15 protein-coding genes and 13 pseudogenes are annotated in these 17,531 nt (G+C 72.2%); 19 read left to right on the forward strand and 9 right to left on the reverse strand.

Features of this window, described 5'->3' with window-relative positions; genetic code table 11:
• Window positions 1-185 (reverse strand): annotated as a pseudogene (locus UK94_RS22945) (IS256 family transposase); the annotation flags it as partial.
• Between the two features lie 154 nt (window positions 186-339).
• Between UK94_RS22945 and UK94_RS22950 the strand changes: the two are divergent.
• The 5 genes and pseudogenes from UK94_RS22950 to UK94_RS22970 all read left to right on the forward strand — a co-directional run bounded on the left by UK94_RS22950 (window position 340) and on the right by UK94_RS22970 (window position 4,038).
• Window positions 340-807, forward strand: coding sequence for a hypothetical protein (locus UK94_RS22950; protein WP_235489362.1), 468 nt, complete (start codon window positions 340-342; stop codon window positions 805-807).
• 74 nt (window positions 808-881) lie between these two features.
• Window positions 882-1,688, forward strand: coding sequence for an ABC transporter permease (locus UK94_RS22955; RefSeq protein ID WP_235489435.1), 807 nt, complete (start codon window positions 882-884; stop codon window positions 1,686-1,688).
• A gap of 579 nt (window positions 1,689-2,267) precedes the next feature.
• Window positions 2,268-3,170 (forward strand): undecaprenyl-diphosphate phosphatase (locus tag UK94_RS22965; protein ID WP_235489364.1); only part of this gene is annotated, 903 nt, incomplete at its 3' end.
• A gap of 1 nt (window position 3,171) precedes the next feature.
• Window positions 3,172-3,299: pseudogene (locus UK94_RS62705) on the forward strand (undecaprenyl-diphosphatase); the annotation flags it as partial.
• Between the two features lie 70 nt (window positions 3,300-3,369).
• Window positions 3,370-4,038, forward strand: coding sequence for a DedA family protein (locus tag UK94_RS22970; RefSeq protein ID WP_011604816.1), 669 nt, complete (start codon window positions 3,370-3,372; stop codon window positions 4,036-4,038).
• An 84-nt stretch (window positions 4,039-4,122) separates the two neighbouring features.
• On the opposite strand, the gene UK94_RS22975 is transcribed toward UK94_RS22970, so the two are convergent.
• Window positions 4,123-4,509: a DUF4158 domain-containing protein gene (locus tag UK94_RS22975; protein WP_063845326.1), complete on the reverse strand. Its 387-nt coding sequence runs from the start codon at window positions 4,507-4,509 to the stop codon at window positions 4,123-4,125.
• A gap of 183 nt (window positions 4,510-4,692) precedes the next feature.
• Here UK94_RS22975 and UK94_RS22980 point away from each other — a divergent pair, with 183 nt between their 5' ends.
• The 5 genes from UK94_RS22980 (at window position 4,693) to UK94_RS23005 (ending at window position 8,955) form a co-directional block, all read left to right on the forward strand.
• Complete coding sequence (locus UK94_RS22980) at window positions 4,693-5,142, forward strand: hypothetical protein (protein WP_231861023.1); 450 nt, start codon at window positions 4,693-4,695, stop codon at window positions 5,140-5,142.
• Window positions 5,139-5,846 (forward strand): uridine kinase, encoded by a 708-nt coding sequence (locus tag UK94_RS22985; RefSeq protein ID WP_011604813.1) that lies wholly within the window; start codon window positions 5,139-5,141, stop codon window positions 5,844-5,846. The genes UK94_RS22980 and UK94_RS22985 overlap by 4 nt, the downstream gene beginning before the upstream one ends.
• Window positions 5,847-6,125: 279 nt before the next feature.
• Window positions 6,126-6,377 (forward strand): hypothetical protein (locus UK94_RS62710; RefSeq protein ID WP_235489366.1); only part of this gene is annotated, 252 nt, incomplete at its 3' end.
• A gap of 1,517 nt (window positions 6,378-7,894) precedes the next feature.
• The gene (locus UK94_RS23000) at window positions 7,895-8,353 is read left to right on the forward strand and encodes a PadR family transcriptional regulator (RefSeq protein WP_011604809.1); all 459 of its coding nucleotides are present in this window, start codon (window positions 7,895-7,897) and stop codon (window positions 8,351-8,353) included.
• Between the two features lie 2 nt (window positions 8,354-8,355).
• A complete protein-coding gene (locus UK94_RS23005) occupies window positions 8,356-8,955 on the forward strand; it encodes a hypothetical protein (protein WP_011604808.1) in 600 nt (199 codons plus the stop codon).
• 470 nt (window positions 8,956-9,425) lie between these two features.
• Here the strand turns inward: UK94_RS23005 and UK94_RS23015 are convergent, their stop codons facing one another.
• Window positions 9,426-10,262: an SDR family oxidoreductase gene (locus UK94_RS23015; RefSeq protein WP_157734400.1), complete on the reverse strand. Its 837-nt coding sequence runs from the start codon at window positions 10,260-10,262 to the stop codon at window positions 9,426-9,428.
• A gap of 179 nt (window positions 10,263-10,441) precedes the next feature.
• Between UK94_RS23015 and UK94_RS62715 the strand changes: the two genes are divergently transcribed.
• The 4 genes and pseudogenes from UK94_RS62715 to UK94_RS62730 all read left to right on the forward strand — a co-directional run.
• Window positions 10,442-10,853, forward strand: a 412-nt coding sequence (locus tag UK94_RS62715; protein WP_268761569.1) for an amidase family protein, incomplete at its 3' end; no start/stop codon positions are given.
• A gap of 1 nt (window position 10,854) precedes the next feature.
• Window positions 10,855-10,916 (forward strand): annotated as a pseudogene (locus UK94_RS62720) (amidase family protein); the annotation flags it as partial.
• A gap of 1 nt (window position 10,917) precedes the next feature.
• Window positions 10,918-11,619, forward strand: a pseudogene (locus UK94_RS62725) (amidase family protein); the annotation flags it as partial.
• A 1-nt stretch (window position 11,620) separates the two neighbouring features.
• A pseudogene (locus UK94_RS62730) lies at window positions 11,621-11,893 on the forward strand (amidase family protein); the annotation flags it as partial.
• Between the two features lie 102 nt (window positions 11,894-11,995).
• On the opposite strand, the pseudogene UK94_RS62735 reads toward UK94_RS62730, so the two are convergent.
• Window positions 11,996-12,253 (reverse strand): annotated as a pseudogene (locus tag UK94_RS62735) (nuclease); the annotation flags it as partial.
• Between the two features lie 788 nt (window positions 12,254-13,041).
• Window positions 13,042-13,575, reverse strand: a 534-nt coding sequence (locus UK94_RS23030; protein WP_235489370.1) for an MOSC domain-containing protein, incomplete at its 5' end; no start/stop codon positions are given.
• A 398-nt stretch (window positions 13,576-13,973) separates the two neighbouring features.
• Between UK94_RS23030 and UK94_RS62740 the strand changes: the two genes are divergently transcribed.
• Window positions 13,974-14,226 (forward strand): pyridoxamine 5'-phosphate oxidase family protein (locus UK94_RS62740; RefSeq protein WP_235489438.1); only part of this gene is annotated, 253 nt, incomplete at its 3' end.
• A gap of 1 nt (window position 14,227) precedes the next feature.
• A pseudogene (locus UK94_RS62745) lies at window positions 14,228-14,411 on the forward strand (pyridoxamine 5'-phosphate oxidase); the annotation flags it as partial.
• 23 nt (window positions 14,412-14,434) lie between these two features.
• Here UK94_RS62745 and UK94_RS62750 read toward each other — a convergent pair.
• The 4 pseudogenes from UK94_RS62750 to UK94_RS62765 all read right to left on the reverse strand — a co-directional run.
• Window positions 14,435-14,986: pseudogene (locus UK94_RS62750) on the reverse strand (epoxide hydrolase); the annotation flags it as partial.
• Between the two features lie 74 nt (window positions 14,987-15,060).
• Window positions 15,061-15,220: pseudogene (locus UK94_RS62755) on the reverse strand (epoxide hydrolase); the annotation flags it as partial.
• Window position 15,221: 1 nt separating this feature from the next.
• Window positions 15,222-15,476, reverse strand: a pseudogene (locus UK94_RS62760) (epoxide hydrolase N-terminal domain-containing protein); the annotation flags it as partial.
• A 1-nt stretch (window position 15,477) separates the two neighbouring features.
• Window positions 15,478-15,670 (reverse strand): annotated as a pseudogene (locus UK94_RS62765) (epoxide hydrolase N-terminal domain-containing protein); the annotation flags it as partial.
• A 145-nt stretch (window positions 15,671-15,815) separates the two neighbouring features.
• Between UK94_RS62765 and UK94_RS74770 the strand changes: the two are divergent.
• The 3 genes and pseudogenes from UK94_RS74770 to UK94_RS23050 all read left to right on the forward strand — a co-directional run.
• Window positions 15,816-15,865: pseudogene (locus tag UK94_RS74770) on the forward strand (PadR family transcriptional regulator); the annotation flags it as partial.
• Between the two features lies 1 nt (window position 15,866).
• Window positions 15,867-16,328: pseudogene (locus UK94_RS23045) on the forward strand (PadR family transcriptional regulator); the annotation flags it as partial.
• The coding region (locus tag UK94_RS23050) for an ABC transporter ATP-binding protein (protein ID WP_235489373.1) at window positions 16,325-17,036 on the forward strand (712 nt) is incomplete at its 3' end. The pseudogene UK94_RS23045 and the gene UK94_RS23050, both read left to right, overlap by 4 nt.
• Between the last annotated feature and the right edge of the window lie 495 nt (window positions 17,037-17,531).

The raw sequence follows: 17,531 nt of genomic DNA on the forward strand, positions 1-17,531 counted from the left end.
ACCTGCAAGGCCCGCTCGAGGACAGCTTTCGTCATCTGGTTCAACAGGCCATCGACACCGTCGATCGGTGTTCCGGTCGCTTTCGCGTCCTTCAACAACGTGTCGATCGCCTCCGGCGCGAAAGCCTCGGTGATCCTCTTCGCTGCCGCTTCGTCTTTTGTCCGAAGCGTCGTGCTCTGTGTCATTCGGTGTACCTTTCCGACCTACCCGATCAAGGTAGATCGATCCTGGTCCACCTCTGGCTTACACAGTCGTCATGACACGCCCCTGCTGCGCGACCCACGGCTGCTCGTTCTCGACGAGCCGGCCAACGGCCTGGACCCCGCCGGCATCCGGGACATGCGTGCCCTGGTCACAAGGCTCGCCGCCGGGGGGCTGACCGTGCTGCTGAGCAGCCACAACATGGACGAGGTCGAGGAGATCTGCGACAACGTCACCATCATGCGCACCGGCCGGGTGGTCTACCACGGCTCGATCGACCAGTTGCGCGCCCAGGCCCCGGACCCGTCCCACCGGCTGGTGACCAGCGACGACGCCCAGGCACTGCGCCTGGCCGCCGACCATCCGGCCGTGGCCGTGGCCGTCTCCGGCCACCCGGACGGCGGCCTGGCACTGCGCGCCCAGCCGGCCGACGCCGACGCCTACGTCCTCGCGCTCGGCCAGGCCGGCGTGGCGGTCCGGGCCCTGCACCTGGAGATCGCGCCGCTGGAGTCGCTGTTCTTCATGCTCACCGAAACCGACCCGACGGCCGGACGTGACGTGCCCGCCCAAACCCCGCCGGATGCCCTCGCCGGAGTGACCTCGTGACCACCCCAGCCACCACCGCGACAGCCCCGGTGCCNCCCGCGGCAGTCCACCCCCGGCCGGTCGGCCGGGGCCGGGTGATCACCGCCTTCCGGTGGGAGATCATCAAACTCGCCGCCCAGGCCCGCACCCGGGCCACCCTCGCCGTCTGCCTGCTCGCCCCCTTCGTGTTCGTGGTACTCCTCGACCGCCAGGACCGCCTGCCGAAGGACACCCTCTACGGCCGGTGGGTGCACGCCAGCGGCTTCGCGACGCCGCTGCTCATCCTCGGCTTCGCCGCCCAATGGGTGTTCCCGCTGCTCACCAGCCTCGTCGCCGGCGACATCTTCGCCAGCGAGGACCAGCACGGCACCTGGAAGACGATCCTCACCCGTTCCCACAGCCGCACCCAGATCTTCTGGGCCAAGTCCCTGGCCGCGGCCACCTTCGCCACCGCCGTCCTCACCGTCCTCGCACTGAGCTGCCTGACCGCCGGCGTGCTCCTCGTCGGACACCAGCCACTGGAAAGCCTGTCCGGCACCCTGCTGCCCCCGGGCCGCACCGCCGGGCTGGTCCTCGCCGCCTGGGCCACCGCCCTGCCACCCCTGCTCGGCTTCACCGCCCTCGGGATCATGCTGTCGGTGCTCACCCGCAGCAGCCCCGCCGGAATCGTCGGACCGATCATCCTCGGCCTGCTCATGCAGCTCTACGCCTTCCTCAACGGCGCCGACACCATCCGCCACCTGCTGCTCGTCACCCCCTTCGACGCCTGGCACGGCCTGTTCGCCGCGCACCCGTACTACGGACCGCTGCGCGACGGCACGTTCGTCAGCGTCGGCTACCTCGTCATCTGTCTGGCCGTCGCCTACACGGCGCTGCGCCGCCGCGACATCACCGGAGGCTGACCCGCATGCGCCTGCACCGCCTCGCCTCCGGCCGACTGCTCCGCGCGGCCGTCGCCGCCAGCGCCGCCACCGCGCTGACCGCCGCCCTCGCCGGCTGCGCCACCGACGTCACCCGACCGCGCGTCGAAGGCTCCCTCGGCCCCGTCTTCGCCAACCTCTACGTCCAACANCAGACCCTGCTCGGCCACCCCGGGCTCACCCCGACCGCCATCGCCGCCAGACCCACCTGCCACCGCAGCACCCCCGGATCCCACGACAAAGGCGCCGGCAGCGACTGGATCTNCCAGGTCGGCTGGACCGACGGCACCGGCAAGACCCAGAGCGGCAAGTTCGAACTCCAGGTCCGTTCCAACGGCTGCTACCAGGCCGGCGGCCCCAGCAAGATCGTCGGACCAATCATGATCCGGAGCGTCGCCGGCAAACAGGNCATCAACCCGGTGTTCGAGTTCGACGGCTGCTTCGACACCACCTGAACCCCACCCGAGACGGGAATCCCGCGCGGAACGGCNCCCGTCCGAGCGTGCTTGTGACAACCGAGTGGCCGGCGGGCGAGCCACTTCGACGAGCGGAGACACGGTCGTGCATGAACTGACGTACCTGCAAGCGGGCGTCATCGGACTCCTCCAAGGAATCACCGAACTGTTCCCGGTCTCCAGCCTGGGCCACTCGGTGCTGATACCGGCGCTGATCGGCGGTTCCTGGCAGCACCTGGTGACCGAAAACGCCTCCGGCAACAGCGAGGGCTCGCCCTACCTGACGTTCGTCGTCGGGCTGCACGTTGCCACCGCCGTCGCCCTGCTGGTTTTTTTCCGGTCCGACTGGGCCCGCGTCATCCGGGCCTTCCTCACCACGCTGCGCACACGGCGCATCGAGACCTCGGCGCAACGGCTCGCCTGGCTGATCGTGGCCGCGACCGTCCCCGTCGGAATAATCGGCCTGGCGTTGGAACACACCTTCCGCACCCTGTTCGCCAAACCGCTGGCCGCCGCACTGTTCCTGACCGCCAACGGAATGATCCTGCTCGCCGGAGAACGGCTGCGCCGCCGCAGCGAACAACGCGCCGGCACACACCAGGCCAGCGCCAGGGCCGAGCCGGCAACCATCCCGCTCACCGTTCCCGCCCCAGCCACCGTCCCCACGCAGACCACCAGCGCGCCGGGCGGCCGGGCGACAGCCCGCCACACGACCGCACCCCGCGGTGGCCTCGTGGTGTCCGAGCACCGCAGCCTCGACACGCTCGCCTACCGGGAAGCCGGCGTGATCGGCCTGTTCCAGACCCTGGCGCTGCTCGCCGGCATCTCCCGCTCCGGCATCACCATGGTCGCCGGCCTGCTACGTGGCCTCGACCACGAAGACGCCGCCCGCTTCTCCTTCCTGCTCGCCACCCCCGTCATCCTCGCCGCCGGCCTGCTCAAGCTCCCCGCCCTGGCCGGCCCCGCCGGCGACGGCATCCGCGGCCAGGTCATCCTCGGCGCGCTGATCNCCGGCATCGCCGCCTACCTGTCCATCCGCTTCCTGGTCCGCTACTTCGAGACCCGCACCCTGACCCCCTTCGCGATCTACTGCCTGCTGACGGGCGCGCTGTGCACCGTACGTTTCGCCATCGCCTAGCTCATGCCGACCGCAGAGCCGGGGCCCGGTTCCAGCGGTCGGTTTCCCTCACCCCATCGGTCCGGTCTCGATGAACACGCCTACGGCGGCCGGTGGTGGGGTGCTGCACCACCTGCTCGTCCTGCACGGACCGACGGCCTATGCCCTGGTCGGGGTTCTCGCGTTCGCCGAGGCCGCGGTCTTCGTCGGGTTCGTGCTGCCCGGCGAGACCGCCGTCATCCTGGGAGGGGTCCTGGCGAGCCAGCAGGCGGTCAGCCTGACCGGCATGGCCGCCGTCGTGGTCGTCGCCGCGATCAGCGGCGACTCCGTGGGCTACGAGATCGGCCGGCACTTCGGCGAACGGCTCCTGAACCTCCCACTCCTACGCGACCGCCGCCCAGACCTCGACCGGGCTCTCGCCTACCTGCGGGCCCACGGCGGGCGAGCGGTGTTCCTCGGACGGTTCACCGCGTTCCTGCGCGCGGTCACGCCGGGACTGGCGGGCCTGTCCCACCTGCCCTACCGGCGATTCCTCGCCTTCAACGCCGCCGGCGGCCTGCTCTGGGGTGTCGGGTTCACCCTGCTCGGCTACGCCGCCGGCGCCTCCTACGCCAGCATCGAGAAGGCCGCCGGATGGGCCTCCACCGGCCTCCTCGTCCTCATCCTCGCCGTCGCGGTCGGCCTGCACCTCCACCGCCGACACCGCCACGTCACCAACCCCGACCCGCCCATCCCCCCCACACCCCCGCCGGACCGGTAAGCGGCCCGGCCACGCACCACCTTCCTTCCCTCGCCGCCATCCAGACATTCACCGCCTTCCGTACAGCCGGGACAGCAATTGCAGTCACTCGGGTTCCTCGCCAGAGTGCATCGAGCTGGTGGGATGCCGGACCGGGGCCGCTGTCGTGTCGGCGGGGCGCCGGGTGCGGTGCGGGCCGTGCGGTCTGCTCGCGGAGGGCGGCGAGCTCGGGCAGGAGGGATCGGCCACGCCGAGCTGCTCGGCCATGAAGTCCAGCACCGCGGTCGGGACGTCGAGCGGGTCTTCCAGGAACATCCCCACCCAGCGGACCGTGACGAGGTGGAGACTGAACCCGAGCTTCATGTGCTCGCCACGGTGACGCTCGACCAGCGCCCGATCCTCGTCATCGACGAAGAACACACGCTCCAGGTCAGCCCGCGAGGGCGCTCCCGCGTACCGGCCGTACGCCGCCGCCTCGTCATCCGTTGTCACGCTTGTCGGTCCCCCGTCGTCGCCGTAGCAAGTCACTCACTGTCCGACATCGTGATCTCAGCCTGGTTGCGTCGCCCACCGTGGCCGTCCCTGCGACACCCGCGACCCGGTCGCTCCCTACACTGGATGGGCTAGAACGCCGTGCCCGACCTGCCTGCCCTGCCTGCCGCGAGGGAGCTGCCGATGGCCACCGGAGTACTGATCGCCGAGAGCCTGCGCGTGGGAACGGTCCTGGACGACCTGCCGCTGCTCGTGCGGAAGATCCAACGATCGGCGTCGGGAAACGCCACCGCCGACCAGCCGCCCGTCTGGACGCTGATCTCCTTCGACGTCGCGGACGCTCAGGCCGAGGCTCTGTCCGCGCGGCTGAGCGAGGTTCTGGACGAGTCCGGGTGGTACGTGGACCTGCACACCGCCGAGGAGAGCCTCATCGCGTTCCCCGGTCGCGTCTTCCGCTACCCGCGCGGTGACCCCGCAGGGCCGCACCGAAGCCGAGGAGCACGGCCGCGCCCTGGGCATACCCGACTCCCAACTCGACTGGCCGACCTGACTGCGATGCGTGTGGGCTCGCACGGCGACAGCGACGGCGAGCGCGCAGTCCCGCCGATCCGTCACCACGGTCGAACGTCGTGATCACCGCGCCCGGTCCGCCGCCGCTGCGCGGCCACGTCGTGAGCCGCCTGGCCGACCTGCTGGTGACCTCGGCCCCCGACCGGGTACTACGCGTCGCGATCGACGGACCGGACGCCGCGGGCAAGACGACGTTGGCCGACGAACTCGCCGACGCGGTCACCCGCCGGGGCCGACCCGTCGTGCGCGCCGGTGTCGACGGCTTCCACCAGCCCACCCACGTGCGTCGGCGACGAGGATCGATGTCGGCCGAGGGATACTTCCTCGACGCGTTCGACTACCCCGCCCTGCGGCGCCTGCTGCTCGACCCGCTCGGGCCGACCGGTGACCGTCGCTACCGCGACGCCTGCTTCGACCACCGCGGCGACACCCCACTGGACCGGCCGGTCCAGCGGGCGGCCGACGACGCCGTGCTGGTCGTCGACGGTGTGTTCCTCCTGCGCGCGCAACTGCGCGACTGCTGGGATCTCGGCCTGTTCCTCCAGATCAGCCCGGCCGAGTCGCTGCGCCGCGCGCTGCGACGCGACGTCACGCTGTTCGGCTCGGACGCCGCCGTCCGGACGCGTTACGCGGCGCGCTACCTGCCGGCGCAGGAGCTCTACCACGCCCAGGCCGCACCCCGGGACCACGCCGACGTACTGATCGACAACGAGCGCCCGGACCACCCCGTCGTGCTGCGCTGGCCTGTTGCGCGCCGGCCCGCCTGAACCGCGCCGGGGCGCGCGCGGAACGCATCGCCCCGTGCTTCTCCGATCCACATTGTTCGCCCCGTTCCGCGCGAGAGTCCGCGGGAAATGTACCGGTTCCTACGCCGGTTTCCCTGTTTCCGTGTTTGCGCTGCGTGCACAGGACGGATAACACGCAGACGAGTGCCTGGGAACGCCGCCGTCGAGCCGACGACGTCTACCATTCGGGGCCGTCGCGCCGGGCGGTCGTGCGCGGGTTCGAAGGGGCCGACAATGTCCGTGACACGTGGGCGTGCACCGATGGTGATCGCCGCTGCCGTGGCGGGTGTCTGCGGCCTGCTCTCGGCCCCGGCTGCGCTGGCCGCGACCACCGCGGCCACACCGGCGACCGCGGCGACCCGGCCGCCGGTGCAGGTCACCGACCTCGGCCTGCCCGCCGGGGCCTTCCTGCGCTCCAACGCCACCGTCGTCAACGACCAGGGCGTCGTGGCCGGCGGCGGGCCCGACCCGGCCTATGGCTACCACGGATTCATCTGGCGCCAGGGGACGGTGNAGGCCATCGGCGGCACGGCGAACGCCATCAACGGCTCCGGGACCGTCACGGGCACCATCGTGCAGCATTACGACACCACCGCGCACCGGGACGGAACGGGCCTGCCCTACCTGGGGGGCCGGCCCGAGCTGGGGGGATATCGCAGCGGCGCCGACGACATCAACGCCGCGGGAACCATCGTCGGATTCAGCACCGTGAACGACGGTGTGCGCGGCGGAGGAGCCGTCTGGTTCGGCAATTCCGCGGTGAACGTCGGGACACTCGGCGGCACGCAGAGCTCCGCCGCCGGGATCAACGATCGCAACCAGGTGGTCGGGTCGAGCACCCTCGCCAACGGGGACACCCACGCGTTTCTCTGGAGCAGGGGCCGGCTGACCGATCTCGGCACGCTGGGCGGCCGTAACAGCCACGCCGTCGACATCAACAACGCCGGCCAGGTGATCGGCACCAGCGACACCGCCGGCGGCGCCTCACACGCGTTCCTGTGGGACCACGGGCGGCTGATCGACCTCGGCACGGCCCGCCGCGACACGACCAGCACGGCCATCGCGATCAACGACCGCGGTGAGGTCCTCGTGAGCAGCAGCGACGGCACCGCCACCCACGGCTTCCTCTGGCGCGGCGGACGACGCGGGGACCTGGGTGGCCTGGGCGGCCNTGACACCGTGCCGGCGGCGTTGAACAGCCGCGGTGAGGTCGCCGGCAAGGCCACGCTGCCCGACGGGCGCACTCACGCGTTCCGCTGGTCCGAGGGCTCGATCCTCGACCTCAGCGGCGCGGACGTGGCCGAGAGCGAGGCCTACGACCTCAACACCACCGGGCTCGTCGTGGGCGGCGCCGACGTGCCCGACAGCACCCACCACCACGCGATCATCTGGCGGATCGGCCGGCCCTGAGCGCCCCGACCGCNGGGCTTCCTCTGCCCTGGGCCCTCAGCGTCTCCCACCCGCCCCGGCGGACGGGAACCGGTTTCCCCTGCTCCTGCCCTGCGGCGACCACGCCGCGTCGCGTGCCTGCGACCATGACCCTGTGACGACCCCGGACATGTCTGATCCCGCCACGAGGAAGGCCACGGCAGCGGCGTGGCGCGCCATCGCGAGCCGATCACGGCGCGAGGCCGTTCAGCTCGCGGGACGNGGCCGGCGTCACCCGGACCAGACGGTCGCCGAGGCCGCCGACGGATGGGCACGGATGATCCTTCGCCCGGTCTGGTGGAACCGCGTTCCCGCCTGGACGCTCACCGCGTTCGGGCTGGTGCTCGCCGCGGGCGCCGTCCTGCTGTCCGATCCGGTCCTGGCGGTCGGCGCCTTCGTCGTCCTCGCCTGCGGCTGCCTTGGATGGCTCACGCACCGCGCCGCCTCGCGCATCCTCGCCGCCTCGGCGGACACCGCCGCGTAGGGCTGCGTCCGGGCATGCGGGTGGTGGGTCGGCCCGGCACGTCCAGGTCGCCGCAGCGCGGTGCCTGTTCGCGGCGCCACTACTAGACAATGCAAGGTACCCGGCTTAGTCTGGACGCATGGCGCCGACGCATGATCCTCAGCTGCTCAAGGGCGTCCTGTCGCTGCTGCTGCTGCGGCTGCTCGCCGAGCGGGAGTCCTACGGCTACGAGGTCGTCCAGCGGCTGCGCGAGCTCGGGCTGACCGACATCGGCGAGGGCAGCGTCTATCCGGCGCTGGCCCGCCTGGAACGTGAGGGTCGGCTCCACGGGCGGCTGGTCGCCTCCCGCTCCGGGCCGGCCCGCAAGTACTACCGGCCGACTCCGGCCGGATCCCAGGCGTTGGCGCAGGGCACCGCAAGCTGGTTGTCGCTGGCCGCGGTGGTCCACCCCGTGCTGGTCCGCAGCCTCCCCGATCCGCCCAGCGCCACCCCGCCCGAGTCGCCGGCCACCCCACCGACCGCCATCCCGCCCGAGGCCGCCCCGCCCACCGGCACCCCGCCCACCGGCGCCTCGCCCACCGTTACGGAGGACACCTGACGATGGCCACCTCGCCGAGCACCCTCGACCGGCTGCGGATCGAACGCACCGTGTGGACGATGAACACCCGGCTGCAGGACCTGCCGCGCCGCTCCCGGACCGCCCTGCGCCGGGAGCTGCGCGCCGACCTGCATGCCGCGGCCGCGGACGTCGGCGCCCGCCAGGCCGTGCGCCAGCTCGGGGACCTGCGTGTCCTCGCCGCCGGCTACCTCGCCGCCGAGTACGGCGAGCTGGCGCGCCGCCCGTCCTGGACTGCGGCCGCCGTCACGATCTTCGTCGTCGAGGGCGTCATGATGCTGGTCGACTATGTCGCCAGGACCGCCTTCGACGCCGGGATCACCGCGACGCCCGACGCCACCGGCACCTTCCGCTGGGCGGGGGTCCCCTACCTGACCAGCGACGCCACCTTCACCTACCAGCACGGATCCCACACCTCGGTCGGTGGGGCGTGGACGCCGCTGGTCTACGTGCTCATGCTCGGCGGGGCCTTCGTCGCCGGGCGCATGTGGCGGCTGCTGTTCGCCCGCCAGCGCCCCGGCACGCCCCTGTCCGTCGAGGCCCCACCCGCCGTCCACGGGGACGGAAACGGCGGCCGGGTCTGACGTCCGAACCCCTATACGCGGCTCGAGTTCGTTCCCCGCGGGCAGGGGGCTGGCGGCGCGCCGGGCGGTCCGCGCAGAATCAGTGCAGACGCGAAAGCAAACCCAGGACCAGGGCGTCGAACGGGCGTTCGACACGATGGGGGTGCGTGTGCTGTNCTGGTGGCTGTGGAGCAGGACGTACGGTGGCGCATCGACGTCGCCTGGGACGGCGAGCATCGCTACATCGCCGACGAGCTCGGCTGGCGGCTGACCGACGATCCGCACGAGGCGCGCACCTGGCCGACCCGGCCGCAGGCCGTGCGCGAGGCGACCGCGTTCGCACGGGCTCGCGCCTGGCGCATCGAATACGGCGGCGCCGCCATCGCACCGGTGCCGGCGATCTGGGGGCCGGACACGACGCAGGGGGAACCGCCCGCGCGGTCCTCCCCGTCGTAACTGTCGCACTCCAGGGGTCGAGGTCGTGGGAAACGTCAGTCCGAGCGGCGGAAACCGCCCTCGGTGTTGATGGTCTGCCCGGTGATCCAGGCGGCGTCGTCGGTCGCGAGCCAGGCGACGAGGCGGGCGGGGTCGTCCGGGGTGCCCCAGCGTTGCCGGGGGAATCGGCGGCGGACGGCGGCGTAGAGCTCGGGTGCGGCGTAGCCGGTGTCCACGGGCCCCGGATTGACCGCGTTGACGGTGATGGCCTGGTCGGCGAGATGGTCCGCGAGGGTGCGCGTGATGGACGCGAGGGCCCCCTTGCTGGCTGCGTAGGCGACCTCGTCGCGCATCGGTCCGAGGTCCTGCCCCGAGGTCATGACGATGATCCGTCCGCCTCGCCGGCCGTCGTGCTGCGCGGCGAAGGCCTGCGCCAGCAGAATGGTCGAGCGGGTGTTGACGGCCCAGTGGGCGTCGAGCATGGCGGCGTCCAGGGTGCCCAGCGGACCGTCACCGCCGCTGCGAGCGTGGTTGCACACGAGGATGTCGAGGTGCCCGACGGCGTCGCGGGCACTGTTGACCACCTGTTCGGGTGCTTCGGCAACGGCGAGGTCGAGCTCCAGGTGGTGGACGGCCGCCTGGCCGTCGCCGCGGGCGGCGGCCACACCGTCGATGACCGCCTGGGGCCCGCCGGGATCGGCCCCCCAGGGCTGGTCCCGGTCGTGCGGCGTGTAGTGGTGCAGGAACAGTGTCGCGCCCAGGGCGGCGAGGCGTCGGGCGGTGGCGTATCCGATGCCCGCACGTCGGCTGACGCCGGTGACCAGCGCCGCCCTGCCGCGCAGCGGCAGCGCTTCGTGGCGGGGCTGGACCGGGTCGGGTTCGACGAGAGACATGATCGTCATTCTCGGTGCCGGGATGGTTACGCGCCACGGATCGGCGCGCGGGTGGCGCGGCGTCGCCTACTTCCCTCGGGATGGGAAGAAACTCCGTCACAACCGGGGGGAATTTGCCTGACCCTGTTGCGCGCCTCGGCATTTCCTGACCTATTTCAGGGGCCGATAGCGTCAGAATCATGGAATGGAGTTTTCAGTCGGCCGAAAGGCTCGCGGCCGCACTGCGTGCCGGTGACGTGACTTCGGCGGAGCTGACCGACGAGGCGATCGCCCGTATCGAACGGGACGACAAGGTGATCAACGCGATCTGCGTGCCGGACTTCGACCGCGCGCGGGACGCCGCGCGCGGCGCCGACCAGGCGCGCGCCCGCGGCGAGGACCGGCCGCTGCTCGGCATCCCGGTGACGGTCAAGGAGTCCTACAACATCGCCGGACTGCCCACGACCTGGGGCATGCCGCAGCACGCGAACTACCTGCCGGCCCAGGACGCGGTACAGGTGTCGCGGCTCAAGGCCGCGGGCGCGGTGGTGCTCGGCAAGACCAACGTCCCGGTGGGGCTGCAGGACATCCAGAGCTTCAACGAGATCTACGNCACCACCAACAACCCGTGGGATCACGGTCGCACGCCGGGCGGCTCCTCCGGTGGGTCGGCGGNGGCCCTGGCGTGCGGGTTCGGCGCGCTGTCCATCGGCTCCGACCTCGCCGGCTCGCTGCGTACCCCCGCCCATTTCTGCGGCGTCTACGCACACAAGCCGACACTCGGGCTGGCGGCAACCCGCGGCATGGTCGCGCCTGGCGCGCCGGCACTGCCGACCGACCTCGACCTCGCCGTCGTCGGTCCGATGGCGCGCACCGCCCGCGACCTCGCCCTCCTGCTCGACGTCATGGCCGGACCGGACCCGCTGACGGGCGGCGTGGCGCACACCGTGGCGCTGCCGCCCGCGCGCCACGAGCGCCTCGCCGACTTCCGGGTCCTGGTCCTCGACGAGCACCCGCTGCTGGCGACCGGGTCCGCCGTGCGGGCGGGCGTGCACCGGGTGGCCGACGCGCTCGTCGACGCAGGAGCCCGCGTCGAACGGCACACGGCGCTGCTGCCCGATCTGACCGACGCCGCGACGCTCTACACGCAGTTGCTGTTCTCGGGTTCCGTCGCGCGTTTTCCCGTCGAGGCGTACGAGCAGCTGCGGACCCGCGCCGCCGGGCTGAGCGCGGACGACCGCAGTCTCGACGCGACGCGGCTGCGCGCCATGGTGTTCAGCCACCGCGACTGGATCGAGGCGAACAACCGTCGCGAGCTCCACCGCCACGGCTGGCGGCAGCTGTTCGCCGAGTTCGACGCCGTGGTGTGTCCGATCACNCCGACTCCCGCGTTCGGCCACGACCACAACCCCGATCCCCTGGAACGCCGGATCGACGTCGACGGCGTCGAGTACCCGTACTTCGACCAGCTCGTCCTGGCCGGCCTGGCCACCATGGCGGGCCTGCCGGCCACCGCGATACCCGCGGGTCGGTCCCCCGTGGGCCTGCCGGTGGGAGTGCAGCTCATCGGCCCGATGTTCGAGGACCGCACCCCGCTGCGGCTGGCCGAACTGCTCGAGCAGAGGATCGGCGGCTTCCAGGCACCGACGTAGGGCGTACGTCGGGCGTACCGGCGGGAACACCCGCCACGGCCCCCTTCCGGTGGGTGTCCGGTCCCCGCCCCACCTCCGCCGTCCGCGACGTCACGGCAGCGGTCAGGCCTCGAGGAAGACGATGTCCTCCGGGGGGACGGTCAGGGTGACCTTCTCCTGCCCGCTGGCGGGATCGGTGCGCACCCGGACCAGGGTGTCCAGGGCGGTGGCGTGACCCGCCGGAACGGTGAACAGCCGGTCGTCGCCGGCAGCGAGGAAATCCGCGAAACCGGCCAGATCCACCCCGCCGGTCTCATCCAGGGTCAGGTACTCCGCCAGCCGGCGGAACAGCTTCGGCAGGATGACCAGATCATCGGTGAGNTGCGCGCGGGAGGTGACGGTGAACCCGGACGTGGTGGCGTCGAGTTTCCAGAGGCCGCTCGCCGCGGCGCGCACCGCGGTGGTGGTCGCGGCGAGATCGGCGCGCAGGTCGACGTACAGCTTCGAATAGAACGTCGGATACACCCAGCCGGCGGCCAGCAGCCGGTGGTTGACCGACCGGTGCAGCCCGTCGACGTCGAGGAACACCGCCGCGCCGTCGGTCTGCCCCGCCGGCGGCGCGCCGGCGAAGGCCATCGCCACGGCGCGGCCGTACTTGTCGGCGAACCGGGTCAGGATGTACCCGTCGGTCTGGGTGGGGGTGGCGGCGGTGACGGTGCCGCGGGCGTCGCGGGTGACCTCGGTGAACCCCAGTTCGTGCAGCAGGGCGTCGCCGGCGCCGCGACCGAACTCGGCACGCTGATGCCATTCCCGGCCGTGCGGCGGGGNGTAGTGCGTCTCCAGCGCGTCGATGGCNTCCAGGCGAAGCTGCACCCCACCCGCCCGGTTGGCCTTCACCGTGATGCCCGCCCGGCGGAACGCCTGNGAGTTGTGCGGGTAGAAGCGGACCGAGTCGCCGTCCGGGGAGGCGCCCACCACCCGGAAGGTTCCGGTGATCAAAGTCAGAGGCATGGACCACACATTCCCCTGCGGCCCAGGCGGAATGCGGATCGTCACCGTGAATGTCCGATGANCCCTTGCCGCCGTGCGCGATTGTTCGCCGTCACGGGCGTCACCGCCGCAGCCGTCACGCTTGGCGCTGGCGGGGCGGGGCTGACCGACGTCGGGCGTCAGGAACGGCGGCGGCGCGGCGGAGCCGTGCGCTCGCGGGCCCAGTCGTACCAGGACGCCGGCAGGTCGGGGGCGCCCAGCACCGCCGTGGCCAGCGCCGCATCGTGCCCATGGTAGGCGCGGGCGAGCGCGCTGACCCCGACCGCCGTCGGCGCACCCGGCGTGACGTCGATGGCGTCGCCGGCGCCCAGCTCTCCCTCGGTGAGCACCCGCAGGTAGATCCCCGGCCGCCCGGCGGCGGCGAACCGCCGCGGCAGGCTGCGATCGGCGAAGCGGATCCCGAGTTTGAAGCACGGGATGCGCGGCTGGGCGACCTGCAGCCGCGCCGACCCGATCGACCACACCTCGCCGACGACGACCCCGGCCGCGTCCAGCCCGGCGATGGTCAGGTTCTCCCCGAACGCCCCCACCGGCACGTCGCGGCCCAACTCCCCCGCCCACCAGGCGAGATCCTCCAGGGTGTAGGCGTAGACGGCCTTGTCCGGACCACCGTGGTTGACCAGGTCGGCCTGCCGGTCGCCGTCGAGATTGTGNCGGCGCACCGCGATCCGCCCGGCCACCGGCTCCTTCCAGATCGCCGTCATCACCTCGCCGCCGTCGCCGCCGGTGCCGCGGGGGACGGCGCGGGGTAGACCCACGTTGACCGACACCACCCGTGGGCCTCGCACCCCACCGATCGGGCCGTGCGCACCACTCATCCCAGCCTCCCGACCCCGCCCCCCGCGGAACTTTCCACCAGGGCGTTTCTACGTCGCCGCAGGCACCGGCACATCCCGCCCGCCGTCGCCACCCGCACCCCGCACCCCGCGACCTGCAAGCGACACCGGTCACCCCGGGCAGAGCTATACGGTGGAAATCGTTACCACAAGGACGGACAGTGACGAGGCCGCACGGTCGGATCCGGGCCATCGCGACGAAGGGCGAACAAGCCGTGACCAGCTTCGAGGACGCCGCCGCCCTCAGCCGCGCCGAGAGCGGCCTCGCCGTCATCTCGACGCTGCGCGACGACGGCGGCATCCAGGCATCCGTCGTCAACATCGCCTTCATGCGCCATCCGCTGACCGACATCGAGGTCGTCGCGTTCGTGACGTACGGCGCGGTCAAGCTCGCCCACCTGCGGGCCCGCCCGCAGGCCAGCGCCACCGTGCGCTCGGGGTGGCGGTGGGCCACCGTCGAGGGCGTCGNCGAGATCATCGGCCCGGACGACCCCCGCCCGGGGGTCGACGCGGTGCGGCTGCGGCTGCTGCTGCGCGAGGTCTTCCTCGCCGCCGGCGGCACCCACGACGACTGGCACACCTACGACCGGGTGATGGCCGAACAGCGCCGCACCGCGGTGTTCCTCACCCCCACCCGCATCTACGGCCCCTGACCCGCACGAGCCCACAGGGTCGGTCAGGGCCTGCGGTTGTGGAAGGTGCGGCGCAGGTCGCCGATCCAGGCGTCGGGGTTCTCCCAGGGGATGAAGTGGCCGCCGTGGTCGTGGGCGTTGACGTTGACGTGGTTGAACCAGGCGGCCTGCGGGCCGGTGGTGAACGCCTGGACGCGCTCGTCGGCGGTGTGGATGCCCGGCGGGTTCTCGTAGGTGACGAAGGTGAGGCCGACCGGGGCCTGCACGACGGGGGTGCGGTCGTGGGCGGGGGTCCAGGGGTAGCGGTTGGCGTTGGCGTAGTACCGCATCGACGTGGCGATGGAGTTGTTCACCCAGTAGATCGTGGCGTGGGTGAGCAGGTCGTCCCTGGTGAAGACGGACTCGACGTCGCCGCCGTTGTCGCTCCAGGCGTTCCAGCGTTCCAGCAGCCAGGCGAGCAGTCCGGCGGGTGAGTCGGCGAGGCCGTGGGCCAGGGTGGCGCCGTCGAGCATGTGCACCGCGAGGTGGGACGCCGAGCGTCGGTCCATCTCGATGATCCGGGCGCGGACGTCGGCGGGCTGGTCGTCGGTGAGGGGNCGGTTGCGGGCGAGGTCCCAGGCGCGGGGGCCGGTGAAGAAGTCCAGTGGCAGCCCGGAGCCGATGTGGATGNCGTACAGGTGGTCGGCGTACTTGTGGCCGAGCTGGCTTGCGACGATCCCGCCGATGTCGCAGCCCCCGGCGGCGTACTTCTCGTAGCCCAGGGTCTCGGTCATCAGGGTGTGCCAGAGGTCGGCGACCTTCCAGAAGTTGACGTCGGGAAAGCCGGTGAGNGGGCCGGGGAAACCGAAGCCGGGCAGGGACGGCACGATCACGTCGAACGCGTCGGCGGGGTCGGCGCCGAACGCGGCCGGGTCGGCGAGCGGGTCGATCACCTTCGACCAGTGCCAGAACGTCCACGGCCAGCCGTGGGTGAGGATCAACGGAATCGGGCGGGGGCCGCGGCCGGCCCTGCGCAGGAAGTGCACCGGGACACCGGTAACGCTGACCTGGTAGTGCTCGTAGGCGTTGATGGCGGTTTCGGCCTTGNGCCAGTCGTAGCCGTCGCGCCAGTAGGCGACCAGCTCACGCAGATAGCTGGCCGGGACGCCGTAGGACCAGTCCTCGTTCCCCTCGTCCACCGGCGCACGGGTCAGTGTGAGACGGACGCGCAGGTCGTCGAGGACCTCGTCGGACACCTGAACCGGGGCGGGCTCCAGGGGGAAGGCGTGCGGGGATGCCATGGCGTGATTGTCCTACCGGGCAGCGGGAAGCGGTGCCGTCGGCACGTCGGAGGGCCCGGTGGCGAGCCGGTGGACGTCGATCGGGTCGGTCCTCTATTGACCCCGGGTATACACCCGATGTAGACACGGGGGTGTGACGGTCCCCATGGCCCTGCTGGGCCTGCTCGAGCGAGAGCCGAGCCACGGCTATGACCTNAAACGCGACTACGACGCCTACTTCGGCCGGGGCAAGCCGCTGCCGTTCGGCCAGGTCTACGCCACCCTCGGCCGGCTGGCCCGCGACGGCAAGGTCCTCGTCGGCGAGGCCGAACCCGGCGCCGGGCCCGACCGCAAGCGCTACGTCATCACCGAGCAGGGCGTCAGCGAGGTCGAGGCGTGGCTGCACGAACCGGTCGAACCCGAACCGCACCTGCAGACGGTGCTGTTCGTCAAGGTCGTGCTGGCCCTGATGTCGGGACGCTCCGCCGCGGGCTACCTGGACCGCCAACGCGCCGCCCACCTGCAGCGAATGCGCGAGCTGACCGCGCGCAAACGCACCGGCGGCCTCGTCGACGCGCTGCTGGCCGACCACGGCCTGTTCCACCTGGAGGCGGACCTGCGCTGGATCGAGCTGACCACCGCCCGCCTAGACGCGCTCGCCGCGGTAGTACGCCCATGACCGCTGCGAACGCTGGAACCGCTGCGAACGCTGGAACCGCCGGTCGGGGGCGGTCCGAGGCGGCCGGCCCGCTGCTCGAGGCGCGGGAGGTGACGTTGGCGTTCGGGCCGACGCCGGCGCTGCGCGGCGCGAGTGTCACCGTGTGCGCCGGGGAGATCCTGGCCGTCATGGGGCCCAGCGGCTCGGGCAAGTCGACGCTGCTGCACTGCCTGGCCGGCATCCTGACCCCCGACAGCGGCGCGATCCTGTTCGACGGGCGGCGGGTGGACACGATGCGCGAGAACGCCCGCAGCGCGCTGCGCCGCGACCGCTTCGGGTTCGTGTTCCAGTTCGGCCAGCTCGTCGGCGAGCTCAGCGCCGAGGAGAACGTCGCGCTGCCCCTGCTGCTGCGCGCCATCCCCCGCGCCGAGGCGCTGGCCCGCGCCCGGAGCTGGTTCACCCGGCTCGACCTCGACGACACCCGGACCCGACGCTGCGGTGAGCTCTCCGGCGGGCAGGCGCAACGCGTCGCCCTGGCCCGCGCCCTGGTCGCCCGCCCCGAGATCCTGTTCGCCGACGAGCCGACGGGCGCGCTGGACTCGCTGACCGGCGAGCACGTCATGGACCTGCTGGTCGCCGCCGCCCGCGAGCAGGGCACGACCGTCGTCCTCGTCACCCACGAGCCGCGGGTGGCCGCCTACGCCGACCGCGAGATCATCGTCCGCGACGNCAGGGTCACCTCGTCGACGCCCGCGCCGGTGGCGTCGTGATCCGGCTCGGTCTGCGCCTGGCCCTGCGCGGCGGCCGGGAGACGGCCGGGCGCCTCGTGCTCATCGCCGCCGCCGTCGCCCTCGGCGTCGCCCTGCTGCTGGCCACCCTCGCCGGGATCAACGCCGTCAACGCCCAGAACGCCCGCTACTCCTGGCTCGCCACCGGCACCCCCAGCGCCACCGGCACCGGCACCGGCACCGCGGCGAACGCGGCGACACCGTCGGCCGGCCGTGCGGCGGATCCGCTGTGGTGGCTGCTCAGCGTCGACGCATTCCACGGCCGGCAGATCGGCCGGATCGACCTCGCCCCCACCGGTCCGCACGCACCGCTGCCCCCGGGCCTGTCCCGCCTNCCCGGCCCGGGCCAGTTCTACGCCTCCCCGGCGCTGGCCACCCTGCTGCGCACCACCCCGCCCGCGCAACTCGCCGCCCGCTACCCGGGACGGCAGGTCGG

This window comes from Frankia sp. AvcI1 (assembly GCF_001420875.1).
GTDB lineage: Bacteria > Actinomycetota > Actinomycetes > Frankiales > Frankiaceae > Frankia > Frankia alni.